19 protein-coding genes and 1 pseudogene are annotated in these 23,218 nt (G+C 73.4%); 9 read left to right on the top strand and 11 right to left on the bottom strand.

Annotated features, from left to right (window positions below):
- Positions 1-10: 10 nt before the first annotated feature.
- From SMD20_RS05465 to SMD20_RS05475, 3 genes are read right to left on the bottom strand one after another with little or no spacing between them, the layout of a single operon-like run.
- The gene (locus SMD20_RS05465) at positions 11-865 is read right to left on the bottom strand and encodes a carbohydrate deacetylase (RefSeq protein WP_329575663.1); all 855 of its coding nucleotides are present in this window, start codon (positions 863-865) and stop codon (positions 11-13) included.
- A 42-nt stretch (positions 866-907) separates the two neighbouring features.
- Positions 908-1,390: an OsmC family protein gene (locus SMD20_RS05470; RefSeq protein WP_329575666.1), complete on the bottom strand. Its 483-nt coding sequence runs from the start codon at positions 1,388-1,390 to the stop codon at positions 908-910.
- On the bottom strand, positions 1,387-2,049 hold the full coding sequence (locus SMD20_RS05475; RefSeq protein WP_329575669.1) for a GntR family transcriptional regulator: 663 nt from the start codon (positions 2,047-2,049) through the stop codon (positions 1,387-1,389). Before SMD20_RS05475 ends, SMD20_RS05470 begins: the two co-directional genes overlap by 4 nt.
- Before the next feature lie 100 nt (positions 2,050-2,149).
- On the opposite strand from SMD20_RS05475, the gene SMD20_RS05480 reads away from it, so the two are divergent.
- The gene (locus SMD20_RS05480; RefSeq protein ID WP_329575672.1) at positions 2,150-2,797 is read left to right on the top strand and encodes a PadR family transcriptional regulator; all 648 of its coding nucleotides are present in this window, start codon (positions 2,150-2,152) and stop codon (positions 2,795-2,797) included.
- Between the two features lie 143 nt (positions 2,798-2,940).
- Positions 2,941-3,804 (top strand): alpha/beta fold hydrolase, encoded by an 864-nt coding sequence (locus tag SMD20_RS05485; protein ID WP_329575675.1) that lies wholly within the window; start codon positions 2,941-2,943, stop codon positions 3,802-3,804.
- Here the strand turns inward: SMD20_RS05485 and SMD20_RS05490 are convergent.
- The 5 genes from SMD20_RS05490 to SMD20_RS05510 all read right to left on the bottom strand — a co-directional run bounded on the left by SMD20_RS05490 (position 3,801) and on the right by SMD20_RS05510 (position 9,321).
- Positions 3,801-5,375 (bottom strand): penicillin-binding transpeptidase domain-containing protein, encoded by a 1,575-nt coding sequence (locus tag SMD20_RS05490; RefSeq protein WP_329575677.1) that lies wholly within the window; start codon positions 5,373-5,375, stop codon positions 3,801-3,803. The two genes, SMD20_RS05485 and SMD20_RS05490, sit on opposite strands and share 4 nt — an antisense overlap.
- Before the next feature lie 30 nt (positions 5,376-5,405).
- Complete coding sequence (locus tag SMD20_RS05495; protein WP_329575680.1) at positions 5,406-6,098, bottom strand: lysophospholipid acyltransferase family protein; 693 nt, start codon at positions 6,096-6,098, stop codon at positions 5,406-5,408.
- A gap of 250 nt (positions 6,099-6,348) precedes the next feature.
- A complete protein-coding gene (locus SMD20_RS05500) occupies positions 6,349-6,945 on the bottom strand; it encodes an NUDIX hydrolase (RefSeq protein ID WP_329575683.1) in 597 nt (198 codons plus the stop codon).
- A 69-nt stretch (positions 6,946-7,014) separates the two neighbouring features.
- Positions 7,015-7,275, bottom strand: coding sequence for a hypothetical protein (locus SMD20_RS05505; RefSeq protein ID WP_329575685.1), 261 nt, complete (start codon positions 7,273-7,275; stop codon positions 7,015-7,017).
- Between the two features lie 54 nt (positions 7,276-7,329).
- Positions 7,330-9,321, bottom strand: coding sequence for a HelD family protein (locus tag SMD20_RS05510; protein WP_329575688.1), 1,992 nt, complete (start codon positions 9,319-9,321; stop codon positions 7,330-7,332).
- Positions 9,322-9,387: 66 nt separating this feature from the next.
- Here SMD20_RS05510 and SMD20_RS05515 point away from each other — a divergent pair, with 66 nt between their 5' ends.
- Positions 9,388-10,002: a TetR/AcrR family transcriptional regulator gene (locus SMD20_RS05515; protein WP_329575690.1), complete on the top strand. Its 615-nt coding sequence runs from the start codon at positions 9,388-9,390 to the stop codon at positions 10,000-10,002.
- 206 nt (positions 10,003-10,208) lie between these two features.
- A complete protein-coding gene (locus SMD20_RS05520) occupies positions 10,209-11,906 on the top strand; it encodes a SulP family inorganic anion transporter (protein ID WP_329575693.1) in 1,698 nt (565 codons plus the stop codon).
- 72 nt (positions 11,907-11,978) lie between these two features.
- Here SMD20_RS05520 and SMD20_RS05525 read toward each other — a convergent pair whose 3' ends face one another.
- Positions 11,979-13,157, bottom strand: coding sequence for a cysteine desulfurase-like protein (locus SMD20_RS05525; protein WP_329575696.1), 1,179 nt, complete (start codon positions 13,155-13,157; stop codon positions 11,979-11,981).
- Positions 13,158-13,166: 9 nt separating this feature from the next.
- Between SMD20_RS05525 and SMD20_RS05530 the strand changes: the two genes are divergently transcribed.
- The 5 genes and pseudogenes from SMD20_RS05530 to SMD20_RS05550 all read left to right on the top strand — a co-directional run bounded on the left by SMD20_RS05530 (position 13,167) and on the right by SMD20_RS05550 (position 18,853).
- Positions 13,167-14,216 (top strand): winged helix DNA-binding domain-containing protein, encoded by a 1,050-nt coding sequence (locus SMD20_RS05530; protein WP_329575699.1) that lies wholly within the window; start codon positions 13,167-13,169, stop codon positions 14,214-14,216.
- Positions 14,217-14,271: 55 nt separating this feature from the next.
- Complete coding sequence (locus SMD20_RS05535) at positions 14,272-15,711, top strand: WS/DGAT/MGAT family O-acyltransferase (protein WP_329575701.1); 1,440 nt, start codon at positions 14,272-14,274, stop codon at positions 15,709-15,711.
- Between the two features lie 16 nt (positions 15,712-15,727).
- Entirely contained in the window at positions 15,728-16,861 is a 1,134-nt protein-coding gene (locus SMD20_RS05540) for a winged helix DNA-binding domain-containing protein (protein WP_329575704.1), read from the top strand.
- Between the two features lie 116 nt (positions 16,862-16,977).
- Positions 16,978-17,979 (top strand): annotated as a pseudogene (locus tag SMD20_RS05545) (RNA polymerase sigma factor); the annotation flags it as partial.
- Between the two features lie 142 nt (positions 17,980-18,121).
- Entirely contained in the window at positions 18,122-18,853 is a 732-nt protein-coding gene (locus SMD20_RS05550; RefSeq protein WP_329592439.1) for a class I SAM-dependent methyltransferase, read from the top strand.
- 7 nt (positions 18,854-18,860) lie between these two features.
- Here SMD20_RS05550 and SMD20_RS05555 read toward each other — a convergent pair whose 3' ends face one another.
- Both SMD20_RS05555 and SMD20_RS05560 read right to left on the bottom strand, forming a co-directional pair.
- Entirely contained in the window at positions 18,861-20,879 is a 2,019-nt protein-coding gene (locus tag SMD20_RS05555; RefSeq protein WP_329575706.1) for a beta-galactosidase, read from the bottom strand.
- Position 20,880: 1 nt separating this feature from the next.
- Complete coding sequence (locus SMD20_RS05560) at positions 20,881-23,202, bottom strand: beta-glucosidase family protein (protein WP_329575710.1); 2,322 nt, start codon at positions 23,200-23,202, stop codon at positions 20,881-20,883.
- Positions 23,203-23,218 lie beyond the last annotated feature (16 nt).

The following is a 23,218-nucleotide window of genomic DNA, read 5'->3' on the forward strand; positions in this document are numbered from 1 at the left end:
CCAGGACGCGTCAGCGTCGTTCGGTCCAGGCGCGGCGGATCTCGCCGTAGCCGAGCACGGTGATCCCCTCCTGCCGTATCAGCTCGCGCGCCCGCGGCGAGGTCAGGAACTCGTGGTCGCCGTGGCGCACCCGCCACCCGTCGGGGTCGGCCGCCCGTGACGAGGGCCCGCCGAGGCCGGGGTGCACCGCCCACTCGCTCAGGCCGGGCGGCAGCTCGCGCAGCGCGCGGGCGTACGCCTCGGCCCGGCCGGTGACGTCCAGTGCGAAGCTGTCCAGGAAGTCATGGTCGAGCGCGGGCAGGCCGCGGGCGCGCAGCAGCTCCCGCGACGGCTCCAGCCACGCCCGCACCGCCAGGCCGTGCTCGTCGGCCAGCTCCAGGGTCAGCTCGAACACGTCCGCGCGCCCGCCGTCGGCCAGACAGTGCCAGTCCAGGTGCGACGGCTCCAGTCCCGCGTCCAGCACGGCGCGGAGCTGCGCCCGGAACTCGATCTCGATCTCGTCCAGGCGGGCGCCGGCCAGGACGCCGGGAGCCTCCTCGAAGGAGGGGAACCCGCCGGCGGCGTCCAGCAGCGACGGGATCAGCGCCCGCGGGGCGAGCGGCCCCCACGGGCGGCCCGGTTGCTCGCACACCAGCGTCAGGTGGACGCCGAACGGGATCTCCGGCCGGTCGCGCAGCAGCGTCATCGCGTGCGCCGCCGCCGGGCAGGGCGTCATGAGGCTGCACGAGGCGGCGACGCCGTTCTCGATCGAGTGGACGACGGCCTCGTTGACCTCGGGGTGGAGTCCGAAGTCGTCGGCGTTGACGATCAGCAGGCGCGCCTCGGGCGGGAAACCCGGCAACGAGGCGGACGGTCGTGCAGTCATCTCCTTACCATGATCTTGGTGAACGGCCTGCACAACCCATTTTCATGACGACGCGGTCGCGATGCGGATCTCCGGCTCGTGGCGTACCGGGAAGTTCACCGACGAGGCGATGAAGCAGGCCTTGTGGGCGTCGGCGTGCAGGGCGGCGGCCTTCTCCGCCATCTCCGGGGCGGCCACCGTGACCTCGGGGCGCAGCACGACCTCCGTGAAGTGGCCGCCCGCCGCCGTCTGCTCCATCGTGCCGCCGGCGCGGTCGACGTACGCGGTGACGACGACCCCGTTGACCGCGCACAGGTGCAGGTACGACAGCATGTGGCACTGCGACAGCGCGCCGACCAGCAGTTGCTCCGGGTTCCAGCGGGACGGGTCGCCGCGGAAGGCCGGGTCGGAGCTGCCGGGGATGACGGCAGCCGGGCCGTCGGCGGACAGCTCGTGGTCGCGGGCGTAGTCGCGGTAGCCGCTGGTGCCTGAACCCTTGTCGCCGGTCCAGGTCACGACGGTGGCGTAGGTGTGGTGGCGGGTCATGGGCGGTCTCCCTCTGGTCGCGGTTCGTGGGCGTGGCTCGTGGTCGTGCGGGTGTCCAGGACGTGGGCGCGGGCGACGGCGGCCGCCTCCTCGGGGCGGCCCGCCGTGATAGCGGCGAGCAGGTCCTCGTGCTGCGCGGAGACGTACGCGTGCCGGTCGGGCGGCGCCAGCGAGCGCAGCGTGGACACCTGGATCTGGTCCCAGACGCGCTCCAGGGTGCGCAGCGCCAATGCGTTGCCGGCCAGCTCGGCGATCGTCTGATGGAAGCGGCGGTTGAGCGGGACGGCGTCGGCCAGGCGCCCCTCGGCCGTGGCGGCCGCCGTCCGCGCCGCGACGTCGTGCAGCGCGCGCAGGTCGGCGGGGGCGATGCGGCCCTCGCGCTGCCGCGCCGCGGCCAGCTCGGCGGTGAGCGCCTCCAGGGCGGCCCGTACCTGGTAGGCCTCGTCCAGGTCGCCCTCCTCCAGGACGACGACCGTGACGCCGCGCCCGGCCGGCCGGACCAGGCCGTCGGCGGCCAGCGCCCGCAGCGCCTCCCGCACGGGGGTGCGGCTCATCCGCAGGCTCGCGGCCACCTCCATCTCGGTCAGCCGCGCGCCCGGCGGATAGGCGCCGCCGAGGATCAGCTCGCGCAACCGGCTGCACGCCACGTCGGTCTGCATGGAAAGGATCTTAGGGCTTTGCATACATTGCATGCAAAGCGGGAGGTATTGCCGGAGAATACTCGCAGACGTATACTCGCAAACGAGTAAGGAGAACGTCATGGCGAAGCGGCGGCCCGTGCGCAACCTGCTGGGACTGGCCGTGCTCACCGTGCTCGTGCAGCGCCCCATGCATCCGTACGAGATGGCCTCGGTCCTGCGGGCCCGCGCCAAGGACCGCGACATGCGGATCAAATGGGGCTCCCTCTACACGGTGGTCGGCAACCTGGAGAAACACGGCCTGATCGCCGCCGTGGAGAGCAACCGCCAGGGCGCCCGCCCCGAGCGCACCGTCTACCGCGTCACCGACGCCGGCCTCGCGGAGGCCGCCGACTGGACGCGGGAGCTGCTCGCGACCCCCGCGGAGGAGCCGTCGGCGTTCGAGGCCGGGCTGTCGGTCCTGGGCGGCCTCGGCCCCGACGAGGTCGCCGAGCTGCTGCGGCGGCGGCTCGCCGTCCTGGAGCGGCACCTCGCGGCCGGCCGGGACGAGCTGGAGCGCGACGGGCGGGAGGTGCCCCGGCTGTTCCTCCTGGAGGCCGAGTACGCGCTCGCGATGCGGCGGGCCGAGGCCGCCTGGGTGGGTGGCCTGCTCGCCGAGCTCACGGACGGCACGTTCCCCGGCCTGGACGCCTGGCGCGCCTACCACGAGACCGGCCGGCTCCCCGACGACGTGGCCGCCGCCGCCGAAAGGGGACGCCTGGACGACTGAAGCAAGAACCCGGCGGCGGTGCTGGCACACCGCCGCCGGGTGACCTCGCATCCGACAGACCCGCGGAGCGGACCCCGGCCACGAGGTGGCAACGGCAACAATAGCCGGGCTCCCCGCCGCGGTCCCGACCATGGGGAGCAAACATGATCACTCTTGACCGCGTGACGTCGGAGGACGGCACGGAGATCGCCTACCGCCGCCTCGGCGGCGACGGCCCCGGCCTGGTGCTGCTGCACGGCGCCATGCAGACGGGGCACGGCAACATCGAGCTGGCCGAGGCCCTGTCCGGCGCGTTCACCTGCTACGTCCCCGACCGGCGCGGCCGGGGCCGCAGCGGCCCCGCGGGACCTCGCTACGGGCTCGCCCGCGAGGTCGAGGACCTCTCCGCGCTGCTGGCCGCGACCGGCGCCGAGCACGTCATGGGCGTCAGCTCGGGCGCCGTCATCGCTCTGCGCACCGCACTGGCCCGCCCGGAGCTGCGTACGGTCGTCGCCTTCGAACCGCCCCTCGACCTCGACGGCTCCAACCCGACCGGCTGGCTGGAGCGCTTCGACAGGGAGCTCGCCGCGGGCCGCGTCCCCGCGGCGCTGGTCACCGGCATGCTGGGGACCCGCATGGGCCCGGCGTTCCTCGGCCTGCTGCCGCGGCCCCTGCTGGAGGCCATGACCACCGCGATGCTCAAGCGGCAGGACAGGACGGCCGCCGACGGCGAGCCCACGTTCCGTGAGCTCGCGCCGACCCTCCGCCAGGACGTCCAGGTCGTCGCCGAGACCGCCGACGACCTCGACGCCTACCGCCGCGTGGAGGCCGAGGTGCTGCTGCTCGGCGGCACGAGGAGCCCCGCCTACCTCAGGAACGTCCTCACCGCCCTGCGAGGAGTGCTGCCCCGCTGCCGCCGCGTGGACCTGCCCGGCCTCGACCACAGCGCCACCTCGAACGCCTCGATGCGCGGCAGGCCGGAACTGGTCGCGGCGGAGGTCCGCCGCTTCCTGCGGGCGGCGGGTTAGAGGTTCTTCAGGAAGGTGGCGGCGACCGGCGCGGCCACCGCGCCGCCCCCGCCGCCGCCCTCCACGATCACCGCGAACGCCACGTCGCCCTTGAACCCCATGAACCAGGCATGGGTCTCCAGCTTGTCGCCGACGTTGTACTCGGCCGTCCCGGTCTTGCCGTGCGTGCCCGCGGGCAGGCCGGCCTTCTTGGCGGTGCCCTTGGTGACGACGGCCGCCATCATCGTGTGGAGCCGGCTCTTCACCCCGCCGGGCAGCGCGCGCTCGGCCGCCTTCTGCTTCAGCGACGGCACCAGCGTCGGCGGACGCCACGTGCCGTCGGCGATGGCGGCCGCCACCGAGGCGATCGACAGCGGGCTGGCGGTGATCCTGGCCTGCCCGAACGACTCCGCCGCGAGCTCGGCGTCCGACTGCGGCTTGGGGAAGCTCGCCGGGGTGGCCGGGACGCCGATGTTGAGCGGCTGGTTGAAGCCGACCGCCTCGGCCGCCTTCAGCAGCTTCGTCGCGCCCAGCTTCGACTGGGCGAGCGGCGCGAAGGTGGTGTTGCACGAGTGGGCGAAGGAGTCCAGGAACGACAGCGAACCGAACGCCTCGTTGTCGGAGTTGCGGATCTTCAGGCCGCCGACGGTGGCGTACTCGGGGCAGGTGACGGTGTCCTCCGGCGACATGCCCGCCGCCAGCAGCCCGATCGCGGTGACCGCCTTGAACGTCGAGCCGGGCGGGTAGCGGCCGTCCAGCGCCCGGTTGAACCCGCCGCGGTTGTTGACCACCGCCAGGATCTCCCCGGTCGAGGGCCGGATCGCCACCATGGAGGTCGGCTTCTCCACGTCCTTGACCGCGGCCACGGCCGCGGCCTGGGCACGCGGGTCGAGCGAGGTCTGGACCGGCTCGCCCTCGCCGCCCTCGATGGTCTCCAGCGTCTTGCCGCCGAGCTTGATGTCGGTGGACGGCGTGCCGGCCAGCCGCTTCTGGAACGTCTCCTGCAGCCCGCCGCGGCCGATCGCCTGCCCCGCCTTGTAGGCCGAACCGAGCTTGGCGACGTCCTCTTTGGACGCCTTGTCCAGGAAGCCGACGAGCTGCTGCACGGAGCCGCCGACCGAGCCGTCGTCGATGCGCCCGCCGTCGGCGTCGGTGATCTCCGCCCGCTGCGGCCAGCGCGTCTTGATCGAGAACTCCGCCCCGTCCGTGAACTCGGGATGCAGGGCCGTGGGCGACCAGTCGACCTTCCAGGTGCGATCGGCCACGACCAGGTCGAGCCGGCCGTCGTAGGACCAGTCGCCGACGTTCTTCAGCTTCAGCGTCACGGTGTAGGGGACTCGGGCCTTGCCGTCGCCCTCGGCCACCTGGCCCAGCCGGACCGAGGTGCGCTCCACGCCGAGCGCGGCGCGCTGCTGCTCGTAGACGCCGAGCTGCTGGGGTGTCGCCAGCTCCCTGGCCATCGCGGCGGCGTCATTGGACTGCCAGGCCGCGACGAACCGCTGTGCGGTGCCGGCGGGCGTGCCCCGGGTGTGCAGCACGTAGTAGGCGCCGCCGGCCGCGGCTCCCACCGCGAGCACGGCCGCGGTGGACACGATCGCGATGGTCCGGCCCCGTGCCACCGATCAGCCCCCCGCCTCCGCCGACGATGTGCGGGCCACGACCGCGCCGTTGGCCCCCTTGACGCTGGAGGCGTAGACGGGCACGTATTCCTGCCCGGAGAGCCGCTGGATGGCGGCCATGACCTCGTCGGTGACCCGCCGCCGGTCGCGGGCGCTGCGGTAGTCGCCCTCGAAACGCATCGGCTCGCCGATCGCGATGCCGATCCGCGCCGGGCGCGGCACCTTCGAGCCCAGCGGCAGCACCTTCTCGGTGCCGCTGAGCGCCACCGGCAGCACCGGCGCGCCCGTCTTCAGCGTCAGCCAGGCCACGCCGATCTTGCCGCGGTAGAGGCGGCCGTCGGGGGAGCGGGTGCCCTCGGGGTGGATGCCGAACAGCTCGCCCCGCTCCAGCAGCGCCGCGGCCTCCTCCAGCATCGCCTGCGCGGCGTGGGCGCTCTCGCGGTCGATCGGCAGGCTCCGCCCGAGACGCATGAAGAAGCCGGAGATGGGGTTGCCGTCGAAGTACTCGTTCTTGGCGGTGAACGTCACGTGCCGCGGCAGCAGGGCGGGCAGCAGGAACGAGTCGAGCACCGACAGGTGGTTGGCGGCCAGGATCCCGGGCCCGCTCCTCGGGACGTGCGCCGCGCCGGTGATGTGCGGCCGGCACATCGCGTGCGTCAGCGGAGCGGCGGCGAACTTGACCACTTCGTAAAGCAACAGGCTCTCCTGGATCATCGGGCGTTCGGCCACCCACCATAGAGCAGGCGCTCCGCCGGTGAGCGGAGCGCCTGGAAAGATTGAGGCCGATGTGGCGGTCGCCTCCTCGGCGAGGTGCACAACACGGCTCCAGCCGAACGGTATTCCGTGAAGGCGGTAATTTGCGGCCCGGGGGACACAGACCACATCGGCCTCTCGATGCTAACGGACGATCGGGGCCCGCTATTCCACCGGCTCGCCGGAGGCGTGGTCATGTCCGCGTCCAATGAGGCTGGACGACGTCGAAGACCCGCTGCTCGCGCCCCCGCAGCGCCACTTCGGCGAACTGCCACAGGATCGCCCCCGTGGGCGCGTGGATCACGATGGACGGCCCCAGCGGCATCTGCAGCAGCTCGCCCTCCCACCGCGGCACCCCCGGCGCCAGGAACCACTCCAGCGGCACCTCGTGCACCGACGCCACCTCACGCGGATCGGCCACCGGCCGCTGCCGGCCGCCGAACGCCACCACCGGCGTGATCACGAACCCCGAGTCGGTGACGAAGTCGTCGAGCAGCCCCGCCACCTCGACCCCGGTCAGGCCCGTCTCCTCGGCCAGCTCGCGCAGCGCCGCCTCCACCGGCTGCTCGCCGTCGTCGAGCCGGCCGCCGGGCAGCGCCCACTGCCCGGGGTTGCGGCCCCGCGAGGCCCGCTTGATCACCACGGTGTACGGGACGCCGCCGGGGTCCTCCAGCACGCACACGGTGACGGCGGCCCGGCGTACGCCGCCCACCGGCGGCACCTCCCGCCGGTCGAACGCGGCCAGCCGGGCGGCCACCTCCTCGCGCAACACGTCGATCGGCGACAGCACCCGTACAGGATCTCACGCCCGCCCCCCGCGCGGCGGGACGTGACGATCACGCGTCTCCGGGGCCGGGTCTCACCTGACGCTCTCCAGGACCAGCGTCAGCACCGTCCCCACCCCCATGCCCACGCCCGCCGCCGGCGCGGCCCACTTCCCCAGGGGCTCGCCCCGCAGGTGGCCCACGATCCCCAGGACGATGCCCGCCAGCCCGAACAGGACGGGCGCGTACAGCACGGCCACCGCCGCGCACACGCAGCCGAGAACCGACGACACCTGATCGATTCCCCGGCGCCGCCGCGCGGCGTCGTCCTGGGGCGGGTCGTCGGGGTGGGGCACCGGGCGGGCTCCTTCCGGCGGGGAACTCCATCACACACCTCCGCCAGGGCCTTGTCAGCCCGTTGTCCCCGTCCGGGCGAGCTGGGGCGGGAGCGGCCGCGCGTGGACGACGTCGAGCCGGGACACGGCCCGGGTGAGCGCCACGTACAGCCGGTTGAGCCCGCGCCGCTCGCCCTCGGCGATCGCGGCCGGCTCGGCGACCACCACGTGGTCGTACTCCAGCCCCTTGACCAGCGACGCCTTCACCACGCTGAGCCGGTCGCCGAGGTCGAAGCCCTCGTCACGCAGCGCCGCGGCCAGCTCCGCGGCCCCCGGATCGGCGGCGATCACCCCGATCGACCCCTCGAACCCGTACGCCTCCCGCACCGCCGCCACCACCCCCTTCCCCAGCTCCTCGACGGCGGTCACCCGCACCCGCCCGTCCGACCGGTACGACCGCGTCGGCGGCACGTCCACCTCCAGCGACTCCAGCAGCCCGTTGGCCAGCTCCACCACGGCCCCCGGCACCCGGAAGCCGGTCGTCAGCGCCACCACCTCGCCGCCGGGCTTGCCGAGCAGCGCCATCCGCTCCGGCCACGAGGCCGCCGCCCACGGCGTGGTGCCCTGGGCCAGGTCCCCGAGGACGGTGAGCGAGCCGTGCTCGCTGCGCCTGGCCACCGCGCGGCACTCCATCGGGGACAGGTCCTGGGCCTCGTCCACGATGACGTGGCCGTAGCCGCGCGGCCGCTCGACGAGCCCGGCGATCTCGTCGAGCAGCACCACGTCGGCGGCCGTCCATTTGGCGCTCCTGGGGCCGCGCGGGGGCCGGGCCCAGGTGATCGCGGCCCGTTCCTCGTCGGTCAGCACCCCGCGCGCCGGGTCCGTACCGTCGCCCGCCGGGCCGCTCAGGACCTCGTACAGGACCTCCTCCGGCTTGACGGGCGGCCAGAGGGCGTCCAGGGCGGGGGCGAGCGCGCGGGCCGTCCTGCGGCTCCAGGCGGCGTTGGCGCTGACGCCGCGGGCCTCGGCCTGGCGGCGGACCGCGTCGAGCGTCCGCGCGTGCACGCGCTCGCGGCCCACGCCGTACGGGAGCGAGGCGCGGCGGGCGTCGTCCACGATGCGGCGCAGCTCGTCCTCCCCGACCCGCCACCGGTAGGAGCCGTCGGCCACGGTGACCGGCTCGACCGGCTTGCTGATGCGCCCGTACAGCGCCCGCCGCAGCACCTCCGCCATGCGGGCGTCGTGCTTGACGGCCGCCGCCTCCTCGCCGTCGGCGGCGGTGACGGGGACGGTCGCGAGCAGCCGCTCCAGCGTGGTCTGCTCGACGTCCACCTCGCCGAGCGCGGGCAGGACGGCGGAGATGTAGCCGAGGAAGGCGCGGTTCGGGCCGAGGACGAGCACGCCGCCGCGTTCCAGGCGGCGGCGGTGCGCGTAGAGCAGGTAGGCGGCCCGGTGCAGGCCCACCGCCGTCTTGCCGGTGCCCGGCGCGCCCTGGACGCAGACGCTCACGTCGAGCCCGGCGCGGACCAGGTCGTCCTGCTCGGGCTGGATGGTGGCGACGATGTCGCGCATGGGGCCGACGCGCGGGCGTTCGATCTCGGCCGCCAGGAGGCGCCCGCCGCCCTCCTCGCCCCGATCGAGCCGTTCGTCCTCGTACGAGGTCAGTGTCATCCCCGACCACCCGAACCTGCGGCGCACCGCGACGCCCTGGGGATCCCGGGCCCCGGCGCGGTAGAAGGCCCGCGCCACCGGCGCGCGCCAGTCGATCACGACGGGCGGTCCGCCGTGCTCGCCGGTGATGTGCCGCCGCCCGATGTGGTACGCGCGCCCCCGGTGCTCGGCCGAGTCCGCGCCGAAGTCGAGGCGGCCGAAGAACGGCGGGCCCTCCGGCTCCTCGCTCAGCTCCTTGGCGAGGCTCTTGAGGTGGCGGCCCAGCCGCTCGGCGCTGTAGCGGTCGCCGGCCACGCTCTCGCCGACGATCACGTTGTCCCGCGCGCCCTCCAGCATGCGGCGGAGGCCCGCCCGGCAGCGTTCGACGTACGCGCGCTCCTCGTCGAGCGTCCCCATCGCGCCTCCTCAAGTGTTAACCCGGTTAAGATTTTGACCAGGTTAACACTTTGCTAGAGTGGCCTGGTGACGGGACTCAGGGAGCTCCAGCGGCAGCGCGTGCGTGAGGCCATCTCCGCCGCGGCGATCGGGCTGTTCCTGCGGCGGGGCTTCGACGAGGTACCGGTCACCGAGATCGCGGCGGCGGCCGGCGTGTCCAAGCCGACGCTGTTCAAGTACTTCCCGGCCAAGGAGGACCTCGTCCTGCACCGGATCGCCGACCACGAGGGCGAGTCCGCCCGCGTGGTGCGGGCGCGGGCGGAGGGGGAGACGCCGCTGGAGGCGCTGCGCCGCCACTTCCTCGACGGGCTCGCCCGCCGCGACCCCGTCACCGGGCTCAACGACCACCCCGAGGTCATGGCCTTCCACCGCATGGTGTTCTCGACGCCCAGCCTCCAGGCGCGGATGTTCCAGCAGATCTCCCGCGACGAGCAGGCTCTCGCGGACGCCCTCGTGGAATCGGGCGGGCTGGACGACCTGACCGCCGCGCTGCTCGCCGCCCAGGCGCTGGCCGCGCAGCGGGTGCTGGCCCGCCGCATCTGGCAGCGGCTCGCCGAGGGCCGTCCGCCGGCCGAGGTCGAGCCGGAGGCTGTTGATGCCGCGAACCGGGCATTCTCTTTGTTGACGATGAATGGTTATTAATCCGGTAATGGGGCTTTCCGCTGTCCGCGAGACAGCCGGTGTTCAACCAGGTCGTCCAAGGTGCGCTTGATATTCTGAACAACGCCTTGGTGACGTGCATTAGTCGTGCGATGAGCGTCACGGGATTCTTTACCAGAAGGAGTGACAATGGAAGGCTCATTTACGGATATATGCGATTACCGGGTGATTGTGAAGGATCACGGATCGTGACCGGCGTCCGGCTCTCCTTCGCCTGGGAGCGTCTGCGCGCGGTCCTGCCCGACCCGGCCGGCCTCCTCGCCATGACCCGCACCCCGCGCCACGACCTCGTGGCCGGGCTCACCGTGGCGATCGTCGCCCTCCCGCTCGCGCTCGGCTTCGGCATCAGCTCCGGCATGGGCGCCGAGTCCGCGCTCGCCACGACCATCGTCGCCGGAGCGCTCGCCGCCTTCTTCGGCGGCTCACGGGTCCAGGTGTCCGGCACGAGCGGCGCCATGACCGTCATCCTCCTCCCGATCATGAGCGCGCACGGCCCCTCCGGGGTGCTCGCCGTCGGCGTGCTGGCCGGGCTGCTGCTGATCGTGCTCGCGCTGGCCCGCGCCGGCCGCTTCATCGCGCTCGTGCCCGCCCCGGTGGTGGCCGGGTTCACCGTGGGCGTGGCCTGCGTGATCGGGCTGCAGCAGCTCCCCACCGCGCTCGGCGTGCCGGCCAGCGGCCACGACAAGGTCGCCGTCGTCGCCTGGCACGCCCTGCTCGACTTCCTGGCCCGCCCCCACTGGTGGGCCATGTCCGTCACGATCGCCGTGGCCGCCGTGCTGCTCGTGGGGGCGAGCCTGCGGCCCACGGTGCCGTTCTCGCTGCTCGTCGTGGTCGTCACCGCCGTCGTCGCGGAGCTGGCCGAGCTGCCGCTGGCCCGCATCGGCACCCTGCCCACCGGGCTGCCCGCGCCGTCGCTCGGCTTCCTCGACGCCGCCGCGCTGCCGTCGCTGGTCGGGCCGGCCCTTGCGGTGGCCGCCCTCGCCGCGCTGGAGTCCCTGCTGTCGGCCTCCGTCACGGACGGCATGACGAAGGGCCCCCGGCACGACCCCGACAGGGAGCTGTTCGGGCAGGGGGTGGCCAACCTGGTGGCGCCCATGTTCGGCGGCATGCCCGGCACGGGGGCCATGGTCCGCACCGCGGTCAACGTACGGGCCGGCGCCCGCTCGCGCCTCGCGGCGCTCTCGCACGCGGGCATCCTCGCCGCCATCGTCTACGCCGGGGCCGAGCTGGTGTCCAAGATCCCGCTCGCCGCGCTGGCCGGCGTGCTGCTCGCCACGTCCATCAGGATGATCGAGGTCGGCACCGTCCGCGCCCTGTTCCGCTCCACCCGGTCCGACGCCGTCGTCCTGGTGCTCACCGCCGTCGCCACGCTCATCCTCGACACGGTGCTCGCCATCGTCGTGGGGCTCGTGGTGGCGGGGGCGCTCGCGCTGCGCCAGCTCGCCCGCAACACCCGCCTCGACGCCGAGCCGCTGCGCCACGAGGAGCACCCGCAGCACACCGAGGACGAGCACGCGCTGCTCGCCGAGCACATCGTCACCTACCGGCTGGAGGGGCCGCTGTTCTTCGCGGCGGCCCACCGGTTCCTGCTGGAGCTGTCGGCGGTGACCGGCGTGTCGGTGGTCGTGCTGCGCATGTCACGGGTCAACGGCATCGACGCCAGCGGGGCGCTGGTCCTGGGCGACGCCATCGAACGCCTCGAACGGCGCGGCATCCTCGTCTACGTCTCCGGCATCCCGGACGGCCACCACCAGCCGCTGGAGGCGCTGGGGGTGATCGCCCGGCTCAGCGAGGCGGGCCAGGTGTTCGCCACGACGACGGAGGCCATCGCGGCCGCCCGCGACCGGCTGCACAACACCGGCGTCCTGCCCCGCCTCGCCGGCTGACCCACCCGGTCCCCTTGCCCCCCGGCCCGGGTCCCGGGCGCAAGGGGACCGGGGCCGGGGGATCGGGGGCGGTCAGGTGAGTTGGGCGATGCCCTCCAGGAGGCGGTCGACGTCGGAGCGGTCGTTGTAGGGGACGAGGCCGGCGCGTACGGCTCCGCCCGTGTCGCGGATGCCCATCGCGCCGGTCAGCTCCCAGGCGTAGTTGTGGCCGTTCCAGACGTTGACCCGCAGCCGGGCCAGGTGCTCGGCCACCTCGCGCGGCGTCCGCCCGGCCACGGTGAAGTACGCGGTGGCGGTGCGCCGGGCGGGCTTGCCGTACACCGTGACGCGTGGCAGCGTCTCCAGGCCCTCGATCAGGGTGCCGAACAGCTCCATCTCGTGCTCCTCCGCCGCCGCCATCGAGGCGAGCAGCCGCTCGCGCCGGTTGCCGGTGCCGGGCACCATCGCGGCCAGGTGGTCCACGGCGGCCGTCACGCCCTCCAGGTCGGCGAAGGCCGCCGTGCCCGTCTCGAACCGTTCCGGCACCGTGTCGGGCGAGGAGGCCAGCTTGTCCGGCCGCAGGGTCTCCAGCAGCGCCGGGTCGGCCACCACCGCGCCGACGTGCGGCCCCGACCACTTGTACGCGCTCGTGGCGTAGAAGTCCGCGCCGAGCGCCCGCATGTCCACGGGGCCGTGGGCGGCGGCGTGCACGCCGTCCACGTACATCAGCGCCCCCGCCCGGTGGGCGAGCTCGGCGATGGCGGCGACGTCGGGACGGGTGCCGATGATGTTGCTCGCCGCGGTCACGGCCACCACGCGGGTGCGCTCGTTGATGAGGCTCGCGTACTGCTCGACGGGCAGTTCGCCGGTCACCGGGTCCACCTCGGCCCAGCGCACGGTCGCGCCGGTCTGGGTCCAGGGGCGGACGTTGGCGTCGTGGTCGAGCCGGGAGACGACGACCTCGTCCCCTGGCCCGGCGAGAGCGCGGGACAGGCGGTAGGTGAGTGTGGTCATGTTCGGGCCGAGGATCACGCCGCGCGGGTCGCCGCCGACCAGGTCGGCCACGGCGGCGCGGCAGGCGGCCACGATCGCGTCGGAGCGGTGGCTGGCGGGGAACGCGCCGCCCACGTTGCCGATCCCGCCGCGGTAGGCGTCGGAGATGGCCTCGATCACCGATCGCGGGGTCTGTGTGCCCGCGGCACCGTCGAGATAGGCGTAGCCGTCGTTGAGAGCGGGGTAGCAGGCGCGTACCGCTTTGATGGGGAAGGGCATGATAGGTAAATGCTCACCCTCCGCGACCTCAACCGTGCGACCTTGGCCCGGCAGCACCTGCTCGACCGGTATGAAGGCGACGTGACGGACGTCGTGCACCGGCTGGCCGGGCTGCAGGCGCAGGAGCCGCGGCCGCCGTACCTCGGGGTGTGGTCGCGGCTGGCGAACTTCGAGCGGGCGGGACTGCACGACGCGCTGCACGCCGGGACCGTGCTGCGGGCCACGATGTGGCGGGCCACGCTGCACCTGGTGACGGCGGCGGACTTCGCGGCGTTCCGGCCGCTGCTCGCGCCCGTGCTGGCCGCCGCGGCGCGCCGCTTCGACGGGTACGACGCCGCTGCCGTGGTCGCCGCCGCCGGCCGGATGCTGGCCGAGCGGCCGCACACGTTCAACGAGCTGCGCCCGCGGCTGCTGGAGGAGTTCCCCGGCGCGAACGACCGGGCGCTCGGCTACGCCGTGCGCATGCTGACCCCTCTCGCCGTCGTGCCGACCGACGACCGGTGGAGCTTCCCGCGTGACCCCGCCTTCGCCCCGCCCGGCATCGGCCTCGACCCGGAGCCCCGCCCGCAGGCGCTCGTCGAGCGCTACCTGGCCGCGTACGGCCCCGCCACGCCCGCCGACGTGCAGGCATGGTCGGGGCTCGGCGGGCTGCGGCCGGTCATGGAGGCGATGGAGCTGGACCGGCTCGCCGGGCCCACCGGCAAGGAGCTGTTCGACCTGCCGGGCGCGCCCCGGCCGGGCGGCGACGTGCCCGCGCCGGTGCGGTTCCTGCCCGACTTCGACACGCTCGTCCTCGGCCACGCCGACCGCACCCGGCTGCTGGCCGACGCGTACAAGGGCCTGGTCACCACCAAGAACCTGCGGGTGCGGGCGGTCGTCCTGGTGGACGGGTTCGCGGCGGGGACGTGGCAGATCAAGCGCTCGGGCAAGAAGGCGAAGCTGCTGATCAGCCCCTTCGAGGCGAAGCTCTCCCGGGACGCGGTGGCGGAGGAGGGCCTGCGGATGCTGGCCTTCGCCGAGCCGGACGCCGCCACGCACGACCTGGAGGTCACGGCCTGACGGTGCTTGCCGCGCCGGACGGAGTTTGATTGGTTCGGGACGGAGGTGGTACGCCGTGCCGCAGCTCACCGCCCTGGACGCGCAGTTCCTCAGCATCGAGACCGCCACGAACGTCGCGAACATCGCCGGCCTCGCCATCCTGGAGGGCGCACTCAACCGCGCCGACCTGCAGGCCCTGCTCGAACGGCGGCTGCCGTCCGTGCCCGCCCTGCGGCGCAGGCTGGCGCCGGTGCCGTTCGGGCTGGACCACCCGTACTGGGTGCAGGAGGACGACCTCGACCTCGACTACCACGTCCGCGAGATCGGCCTGCCGGAGCCCGGCGACGACCGGCAGCTCGCCGAGCAGGTCTCCCGGCTGCACGCCCGCCGGCTGGACCGGAGCCGGCCGCTGTGGGAGATCTACCTCGTCCACAACCTGTCCGGCGGCCGCACGGGCCTCTACACCAAGATCCACCATGCCGCCGTGGACGGCATCGGCGGCGCGGACGTGCTGGCCGCGCTGCTCGACACCACCCCCGAGCCGCCGCCCGCGCCCGGCACCGAGGAACCACAGCCCGACCGGGACGAGCCGCCGCCCGGGCAGGCGGAGATGGTGGCGCGCGGCCTGGCCAGGCTCGCGGCGAACCCGGCGCGGGTGGTCAGGTTCGCCGCGGCGGCCGTGCCGTACCTGGACGAGATCCCCGTCGTGTCGTGGCTGCCCGGCACCCGGCTGCTGTCCGGGCTCGCCCGCAGGGTGGCCGGCGCGGGCGGCGTGCCCGGGCTGCCCGCCCTGCCCGCGCCCCGGACGCCGTTCAGCGGGCCGGTCTCGCAGCACCGGCGGTTCGCGTACGTGTCGCTGCCGCTGGAGGAGGTCAAGGCGGTGCGCAAGGCGTTCGGCGTGACCGTCAACGACGTGGTCATGACGGTGTGCGCGGGCGCGCTGCGCGGCTGGCTGGCCGGGCACGGCGGCGTGCCGGGCCGGCCGCTGGTGGCCGGGGTGCCGTTCTCGCTGCGCGAGGCGGGCATGCCGGGGCCGGGCAACCAGGTGACGATCATGACCGCGCCGCTCGCCACGCACGTCGCCGACCCCGTCGAGCGGCTGCACGAGGTGCGCGGGGCCATGCGCCGGATCAAGGACCGCTTCGCGCTGGCGCCGGCGCGCTGGCTGCGCGAGTTCAGCGCCTCGATGCCGGCCGCGCTCATGGGGCTGGCCTCGCGCTCGGCGTTCGCGCTGGTGGGGGAGACCGTCCCGCCGATCAACGTGATCATCTCGAACGTGCCGGGCCCCCAGTTCCCGCTGTACGTGTGCGGCAACCTGCTCCTGACCCACTATCCGGTCTCGGTGATCACGGACGTCAGCGGCGGCGTCAACATCACCGCCTTCTCCTACAACGGCTCGCTCGACATCGGCGTCGTCACCGACCGCACCATGATCCCCGACGCCTGGGAGCTCGCCGGGCACCTGCGTGCCGCCCTCGACGACCTGCTGAACGCGGAATCATCCTTGCCGCGTTGACGCCTACGCTCGGCGGATGATCCTCGACCGCCGGGTGCTCAACCGTACGACTCTGGACCGCCAGCTCCTGCTGGCCCGCGCCGCCCTGCCTCCCGCCGAGGCCGTCGCGCGGCTGGTCGCGCTGCAGGGACAGGAGGCCGACGCGCCGTACATCGGGCTCTGGTCGCGCCTCGCCTCCTTCACCCAGGACGACCTGACCGCCCTCCTCCACGGAGGGCAGGTCGTCCGGGGGGCGCTGCTGCGCGCCACCCAGCACCTCTCGCTCGCCGACGACTACGCCTGGCTGCGCCCGCTCGTGCAGCCGGTCCTCGACCGCGCGAGGAAGGGCGCCTTCGGCCGCGCACTCCGGGACGTGGACCACGCGGAGCTCACCGAGCTGGCCCGCGCCCACCTGGCGGGCGCGCACCGCGACGGGCGCGTGCTCACCCGGCCGCAGTTGCGCGATCTGCTGCGCGAGCGGTGGCCGCAGGCCGACCCGGTGGCGCTCGGTTACGCGGTGCAGACGCTGCTGCCCATCGTCCACACCTCGCCGAGCGGCGTCTGGGGCCGCGGCGGCGCCACGCCGTTCACCCTGGCCGAGGACTGGCTGGGTCGCCCCTTGGACGGCCCGCCCGGCACGGAGGCCGCCGCAGAGCGGCTGGTGCGGCGGTATTTAGCGGCGTTCGGCCCGGCGTCGGTGATGGACGTGCAGGCATGGTCGGGGCTCACGCGGCTGCGCGCGGTCATGGAGGGCATGCCGGACCTGCGGACCTACCGGGACGAGACCGGCCGCGTCCTGTACGACCTGGCCGGGCTGCCGCTCGCCGACCCCGGCACGCCCGCGCCCGTGCGCTTCCTGCCCTGGTTCGACAACCTCATCGTCGCCTACGCCGACCGCGGCCGGTTCATGACCGCCGAGCAGCGCAAGGCGGTCTGCGTCGGCGCCGCGATCTATCCCACGTTCCTCGTCGACGGATTTGTCGGTGGCATGTGGAACCTTGGTGGGGGAGTGCTGACGGCCGAGCCCTTCCACCCGCTGCCCGCCGGGGTGCGCGAGGAGCTGGAGGCCGAGGGGGCGCGCCTGATGGCGTTCGCCGGCGTCGAGGAGGGGAGGTTCACCTGGCTGCCGCCCAGGACGGACAGCAAGGGCGAGGGGAGCCCGCGGGCCTGAGCGTGCTGTCGAGTCGTCCCCGTTGGGTAGCTTGGAGGTTGGGCGGCCCGTGCGGCCGGTGGTTCTTCCGTGATGTCCGAGGTGGCGATGCCGTAGTCCCGTTCTCACCACGTTCCGTGCGTCCGTCCAAAGCGAGCGAGGAGAAAGTCTTGTCCGAAGCAGCAGAGGTTCTAGAACTGGACGACACCAGCGCCGACGGCGGTGCGCCGCTCGGCGCCGACTCGGTCAAGGCCTACCTCAAGGAGATCGGCCGGGTGCCGCTCCTCACCGCCGAGCAGGAGATCGACCTCGCCAAGCGCATCGAGGCCGGCCTGTTCGCGCGCGAACGCCTCGACACCGAGGAGGGGCTCTCCGACGAGCTGAGGGGCGATCTGGAGTGGATCGCCGCCGACGGCGTCGAGGCCAAGCGCCGCATGCTGGAGGCCAACCTGCGGCTGGTGGTCTCCATCGCCAAGCGCTACACCGGCCGCGGCATGCTCTTCCTGGACCTCATCCAGGAGGGCAACCTCGGCCTGATCCGCACCATCGAGAAGTTCGACTACCGGCTCGGCTACAAGTTCTCGACGTACGCGACCTGGTGGATCAAGCAGGCGATCACCAGGGCCATGGCCGACCAGGCCCGCACCATCCGCATCCCGGTCCACATGGTCGAGCTCATCAACAAGGTCGCGCGGGTGCAGCGCCGCCTGCAGAGCGACCTCGGCCGCGAGCCGACCCCGGAGGAGATCGCCGCCGAGACCGACCTCGAACCCGACCGCGTCATCGAGGTCCAGGGCTACGGACGCGAGCCGGTCTCGCTGAGCATGCCGCTCGGCGAGGAGGGCGACAGCGAGTTCGGTGACCTCATCGAGGACACCGAGGCCATCTCCCCGGCCGAGGCGGTGTCGTTCACGCTGCTCCAGCAGCAGCTCCACCACCTGCTCGACCAGCTCTCCGAGCGGGAGGCGGGCGTCATCACCATGCGCTACGGCCTGGCCGACGGCAAGCCGCGCACGCTCGACGAGATCGGCAGGGTCTACGGCGTCACCCGCGAGCGCATCCGGCAGATCGAGGCCAAGACGATGTCCAAGCTGCGCCACCCCTCCCGGTCACTGGCGCTGCGCGACTACCTGAGCTAGCCCACGCGCGTGGGTGTTCCGCCGGTGGCGAGAAAGGCTGCGCAAACAAGCACTCAAGAGTGCCGCAAGGGCCTGCTGACCGCACCGGCGGCTGACCTACGTTCGTAGCGTGAGACGTACCCGATCGAGCCTCGTCCACCAGATGGCCTACGCCGCGGGCCATCCGCACCGCATCGCGCCGCACCTGCGGCGCCTGGCCCGCGACACGTGGTTCCGCCTGAGCAGCCGCGACCACGTCGCCTACTACCGCCGCGTCATGCGCTCCGACACCGCCCGCGACCCGGAGGGCGCGGTCGGCTCCCACACGCACAAGCGCTGGCTCGCGCTCGGCCGCACCCAGTTCGACTACCTGGTGAGGCACGGACTGAAGCCCGAGTGCCGGATGCTGGAGATCGGGTGCGGCAACCTGCGCGCCGGCCGGCTGTTCATCGACTACCTGCACACCGGCAACTACTACGGCCTCGACATCTCGCCCGACATCCTCATGGCGGCCCAGGACACCCTCGTCCGTTACGGCCTGCGGGACAAGCTGCCGCACCTGACGCCGGTCCGCGACCTGCGGCTGGAGTTCCTGCCCAGCGGCTTCTTCGACGTCGTGCACGCCCACAGCGTCTTCTCGCACTCGCCGCTGGAGGTCATCGAGGAGTGCTTCGCGCACGTCGGGCGGGTGATGAAGCCGGGGGCGCACTTCGACTTCACCTTCGACCGCACCGAGGGCCGCGAGCACCAGGTGCTGCGCGAGGACTTCTACTACCGCACCGAGACGCTGGTGGAGCTGGCCGGCCGCCACGGTTTCACGGCGACGTTCATGGCGGACTGGGAGCCGCTGCACAAGCAGTCCAAGCTCCGCCTCACGCGGCGGCCGGAGGCGTGAGAGCCGTTCAGCGGGCGATCCTGACGACCGCCGCGCCGAGCGGCTCCAGCTCCACCCGCCCGGTCACGGCCCGGCCGGTGAGCAGGTCCGTCCCGTCCGCCTCCACAGGCACGGACGCGCCGGACTCGCCGCTGTGGTTGAGCAGGAACACGTACTCGTGGGTCTCGTCCCCGCGCACCGCGCACTCCACGTGGGCGGGGACGCCCGCGAAGCGCGCCCGCACCCCCGCCGCCTCGACCGTGCCGGCCACCAGCTCGTCGAAGGCCGCCTGCTCCAGCAGGGTCGCGACGTAGACGACCCGGCCGGCGCCGTAGCGGTTCTCGACCACGGCGGCCCGGCCGGCGAGCAGCCCGTCGGCGTACGTGGCGAGGGCGGTGCCGGCTTCGAGCCGCAGGTCCTCGCGCCACCAGGTGGAGGTGGTGGTGGGCCCTTCCTTGAACTCCACCGTGAACCGCTCGTTCGGCCTGGCCGGCCAGTACTCGTCGATCTTCGCGCCGATCAGCTCACGGAACGCGCCCGGGTACCCGTCCGGCCGTACCCGGTTGTCGGCGTCCACGACGCCGGAGAAGAACGACATGAGCACCGTCCCGCCGGCCCGCGCGAACTCGGTGATCCGCCGCACGCCCTCGTCGCCGATCAGGTACGCGTTCGGCACCACCAGCACCTTGTAGCCGTCCAGCGGCGAGGCGGCCGACACCACGTCCACCGCGTGGTGCCGCTCCCACAGCGGCGTGTAGTGCCGCATCACCGTGTCGGTGTAGCTGAAGTCGCTGCGCGGCAGGCCGAAGACCTCCTCCAGCCCCCACCAGCCGTCCCAGTCGAACAGGATCGCGATCTCCGCCCGCGAGGTGGTCCCGGTGAGCGGGGCCAGCAGCCTCATCTCCCGCCCCAGGTCCTTGATCTCCCGGAACGTCCGCGAGTCCGGGCCCGAGTGCGGCAGCATCGCCGAGTGGAAGCGCTCCTGCCCGCCCCGGCTCGCCCGCCACTGGAAGAACATCACCGAGTCCGATGCCCGCCCGAGCGCCTGCAGCGAGCCGAGCCGCATCCGCCCGGGCTCCTTGACGATGTTGAGCGACCACTGGCTGACGGCGCTGCTCGACTGCTCCATCAGCAGCCACGGCTGCCCGCCCTTCAGCGAGCGGAACAGGTCGAAGTTGAACGCCGCCGAGACGTGCGAGCCGGCGTCGGCGGGGTTCGGGTAGATGTCGAGCGCCGCCGCGTCCTCCTCCGGCGCCCACTTCCAGTAGTCGGCGTGCCGGAAGAAGCGCATGAAGTTGGTCAGCACCGGGATGTCGTCGCGGAAGGAGCGGACGATGTCACGTTCGGCGACGAAGCACTCCAGCAGCGCGTCGGAGGTGAAACGCTTGAAGTCGAGCCTGCGGGTGGGGTTCATCCAGGTGCGCGGGATGTGCGGGACGTCGATCTGCTCCCAGTCGGTGTAGACCTGGCCCCAGAAGCGGGTGGTCCACGCCTCGTTGAGCCGGTCGAGGGTGCCGTACCTGCGGCGCAGCCAGCGGCGGAAGTTCTCCGACGCCGCCTCGTTGTAGGCGGTGGGGCCGTACTCGTTGCTGATGTGCCACATCGCGAGCGCCGGGTGGAAGGAGTAGCGCTCGGCCAGCTTCGTGGTGATCGCGGCGGCGTAGCGGCGGTAGATCGGCGAGGAGGGGTCGTAGTGCAGGCGGTTGCCGAAGCCGAACGGCTGGCCGTCCTCCCTGATGGGGAACACCTCGGGGTGCAGGTGCGTCAGCCAGACGGGCGGCGCGGCCGTCGGGGTGGCCAGGTTGACGGCGATGCCGTTGTCGTGGAGGAGGTCCATGACCTCGTCCAGCCAGCCGAACTCGTACGTGCCGGGCTCAGGCTCCAGCGACGCCCACGCGAACACGCCCAGCGAGACCAGGTTCACCCCCGCCTCGCGCATCAGGCGCGCGTCCTCGCGCCACACCTCGCGGTCCCACTGCTCGGGGTTGTAGTCGCCGCCGAAGGCGAGGCCGCCCATCCGGCGGCGGAAAGCGTCCATACGGCTCATGTCAGATCTCCCGCTCGACGGTCACGACGGTCAGGCGCGGCTCCTCGCCGGTGATCTCGTGTACGGGACCGGTCAGCGTCACGTCCCGCTCCTCGATGACGTCCGGCACCGAGCGGCGGAAGGACAGCCCCACCGCGCCGGGCTCCACGACGCGCCGCCCGTCGCGGCCGGTGAAGGCGAGCAGCCGGGCCGGCACCTCGAAGCCGATCCGGGCCCGCTCGCCGGGGTCGAGCTCGACGCGGGCGTACCCGACGAGCTGGGCGACCGGCCGGGTCACCGAGGCGACGCGGTCGGCGGCGTAGAGCTGGACGACCTCGGCGCCGCGCCGGTCGCCGGCGTTGCGCACGGTGACCGAGCAGCGGATCGGGCCGCCGGCCGGGGCCTCGCCGTCGGCGGTCATGTCCGCGTAGGCGAAAATCGTGTAGCTCAGCCCGTGGCCGAAGGGCAGCGCGGGCGCGGGGTCGATGTTGCTCACCGACCCGGCCCCGCCGAGCCTGGGATGCAGGTAGCTGTAGGGCTGGCCGGCGCTCGCCCGCGGCAGGCTCATCGGCAGCCGCCCCGACGGGTTGACCGCGCCGCTCAGCACCCGGGCGATCGCCCCCGCCCCCTCCTCGCCGGGGAAGAACGCCTGTACGACGGCGGCGGCGTCGCGGAGCAGGCCGGGCACCGCGTACGCGCGGCCGGTCATCAGCACCACCACGGTCGGCGTGCCGGTGGCGATGACCGCCTCCGCCAGCTCCCGCTGCGCGCCGGGCAGCTCCAGGCTCTCCGCGTCGCAGCCCTCGCCGGACGTGCTGCGGCCGAACAGCCCCGACCGGTCGCCGAGCACCACCACCGCCACGTCGCACGCGGCGGCGAGGCGGGCGGCCTCGGCGATGCCGGAGCGGTCGCCGTCGTCCACGCCGGTGCCGCGCGCGGTCTCGATCACCGCGCCAGGCAGCTCCGCGCGCAGCGCCTCCAGCAGCGTCGGCGCGGCGATCCCCGCCTCCACGCCGGGGAAGTGCGGCAGCACGTGCTGGACGAAGGAATAGCAGCCGAACAACGCGGCCACCTCGTCGGCGTTCGGCCCGACCACGGCCAGGCGGCGCCCCTCGCAGGGGCCGAGCGGCAGCAGCCCGTCGTTGGACAGCAGCACGACCGACTCCTCGGCCAGCAGCCGCGCCACCTCGCGCGACTCCGGGCCGTCGAGATCGACGGTTCCGGCGGGCTCGTCCGGTGCGTACTCGTCGTCGAGCAGCCCGAGCCGCGCCTTCTGCCGCAGCACCCGCAGCAGCGCCCGGTCCACCAGGTCCTCGCCGACGCGGCCCGAGACGACGGCGTTCCGCAGCGGCTCCAGGTAGGCCACGCCGGTGGGCAGCTCGACGTCGATGCCCGCCGTGAGCGCCTGCACGGCCGCGTCCTCGGCGTCCTCGGCGACGGCGTGCAGCGTGTGCAGGAAGGCGACGGAGAAGTAGTCGGCCACGACCGTGCCGTCGAAGCCCCACTCCTCGCGCAGGACCTTCGTCAGGTAGTGGGCGTCGGCGGCCACCGGGACGCCGTCGATCTCGGCGTAGGAGTTCATGACCGAGCCTGCGCCGGCGTCGCGCACCGCCACCTCGAACGGGAACAGCAGCGTGTCGGCCACCTCGCGGGCGCCGGCGTGCACCGGCGCGAGGTTGCGGCCCGCCCGGGAGTTGGAGTAGCCGACGAAGTGCTTGAGCGTGGCGATCACGCCCGCCGACTGCAGGCCGCGAACGTAGGCCGCGCCGATGGTGGCCACCTCGTACGGGTCCTCGGAGACGCACTCCTCGACCCGCCCCCACCGCTGGTCGCGGATGACGTCGAGCACCGGCGCCAGCCCCTGGTGGACGCCGAGCAGCCGCATGTCCGCCCCGATCCGCGCCGCCATGCGCTCGACCAGCGCGGGATCGAACGACGCCCCCCACGCCGGCGGCACCGGGTAGACGGTGGCCCGCCAGGCGGCGAGGCCGGTCAGGCACTCCTCGTGGGCCAGCGCGGGGATGCCGAGGCGGGTCTCGCGGCGCAGCCACCGCTGGCGGGCGGCCAGCACGCCGCCCGCCCATCCCGGCTCGACCGGGCGGGTGCCGTAGTGGCGGGTGACCTGGCTCAGGCCGGTGCCGGCGAACGCCTCGAACTCCACCTCCTCGCCCTGCATCGAGTCCTGCAGCGGCGCGACCACGCCCTCGTCTCGGTTGACGTTCAGCCACACGCCCACGAGCTGGGCGAGCTTCTCGTCCAGCGTCATCTCCGCCATCAACTCACGGACCCGCCGCGCGCGGCGTTCCTCCAGCTCCGACGCCGGCTGCTCCACACGTGCAGGCATGACCCCTCGAAGTTGT

Source organism: Nonomuraea sp. LP-02, assembly GCF_036289125.1.
GTDB classification, from domain to species: domain Bacteria; phylum Actinomycetota; class Actinomycetes; order Streptosporangiales; family Streptosporangiaceae; genus Nonomuraea; species Nonomuraea bangladeshensis.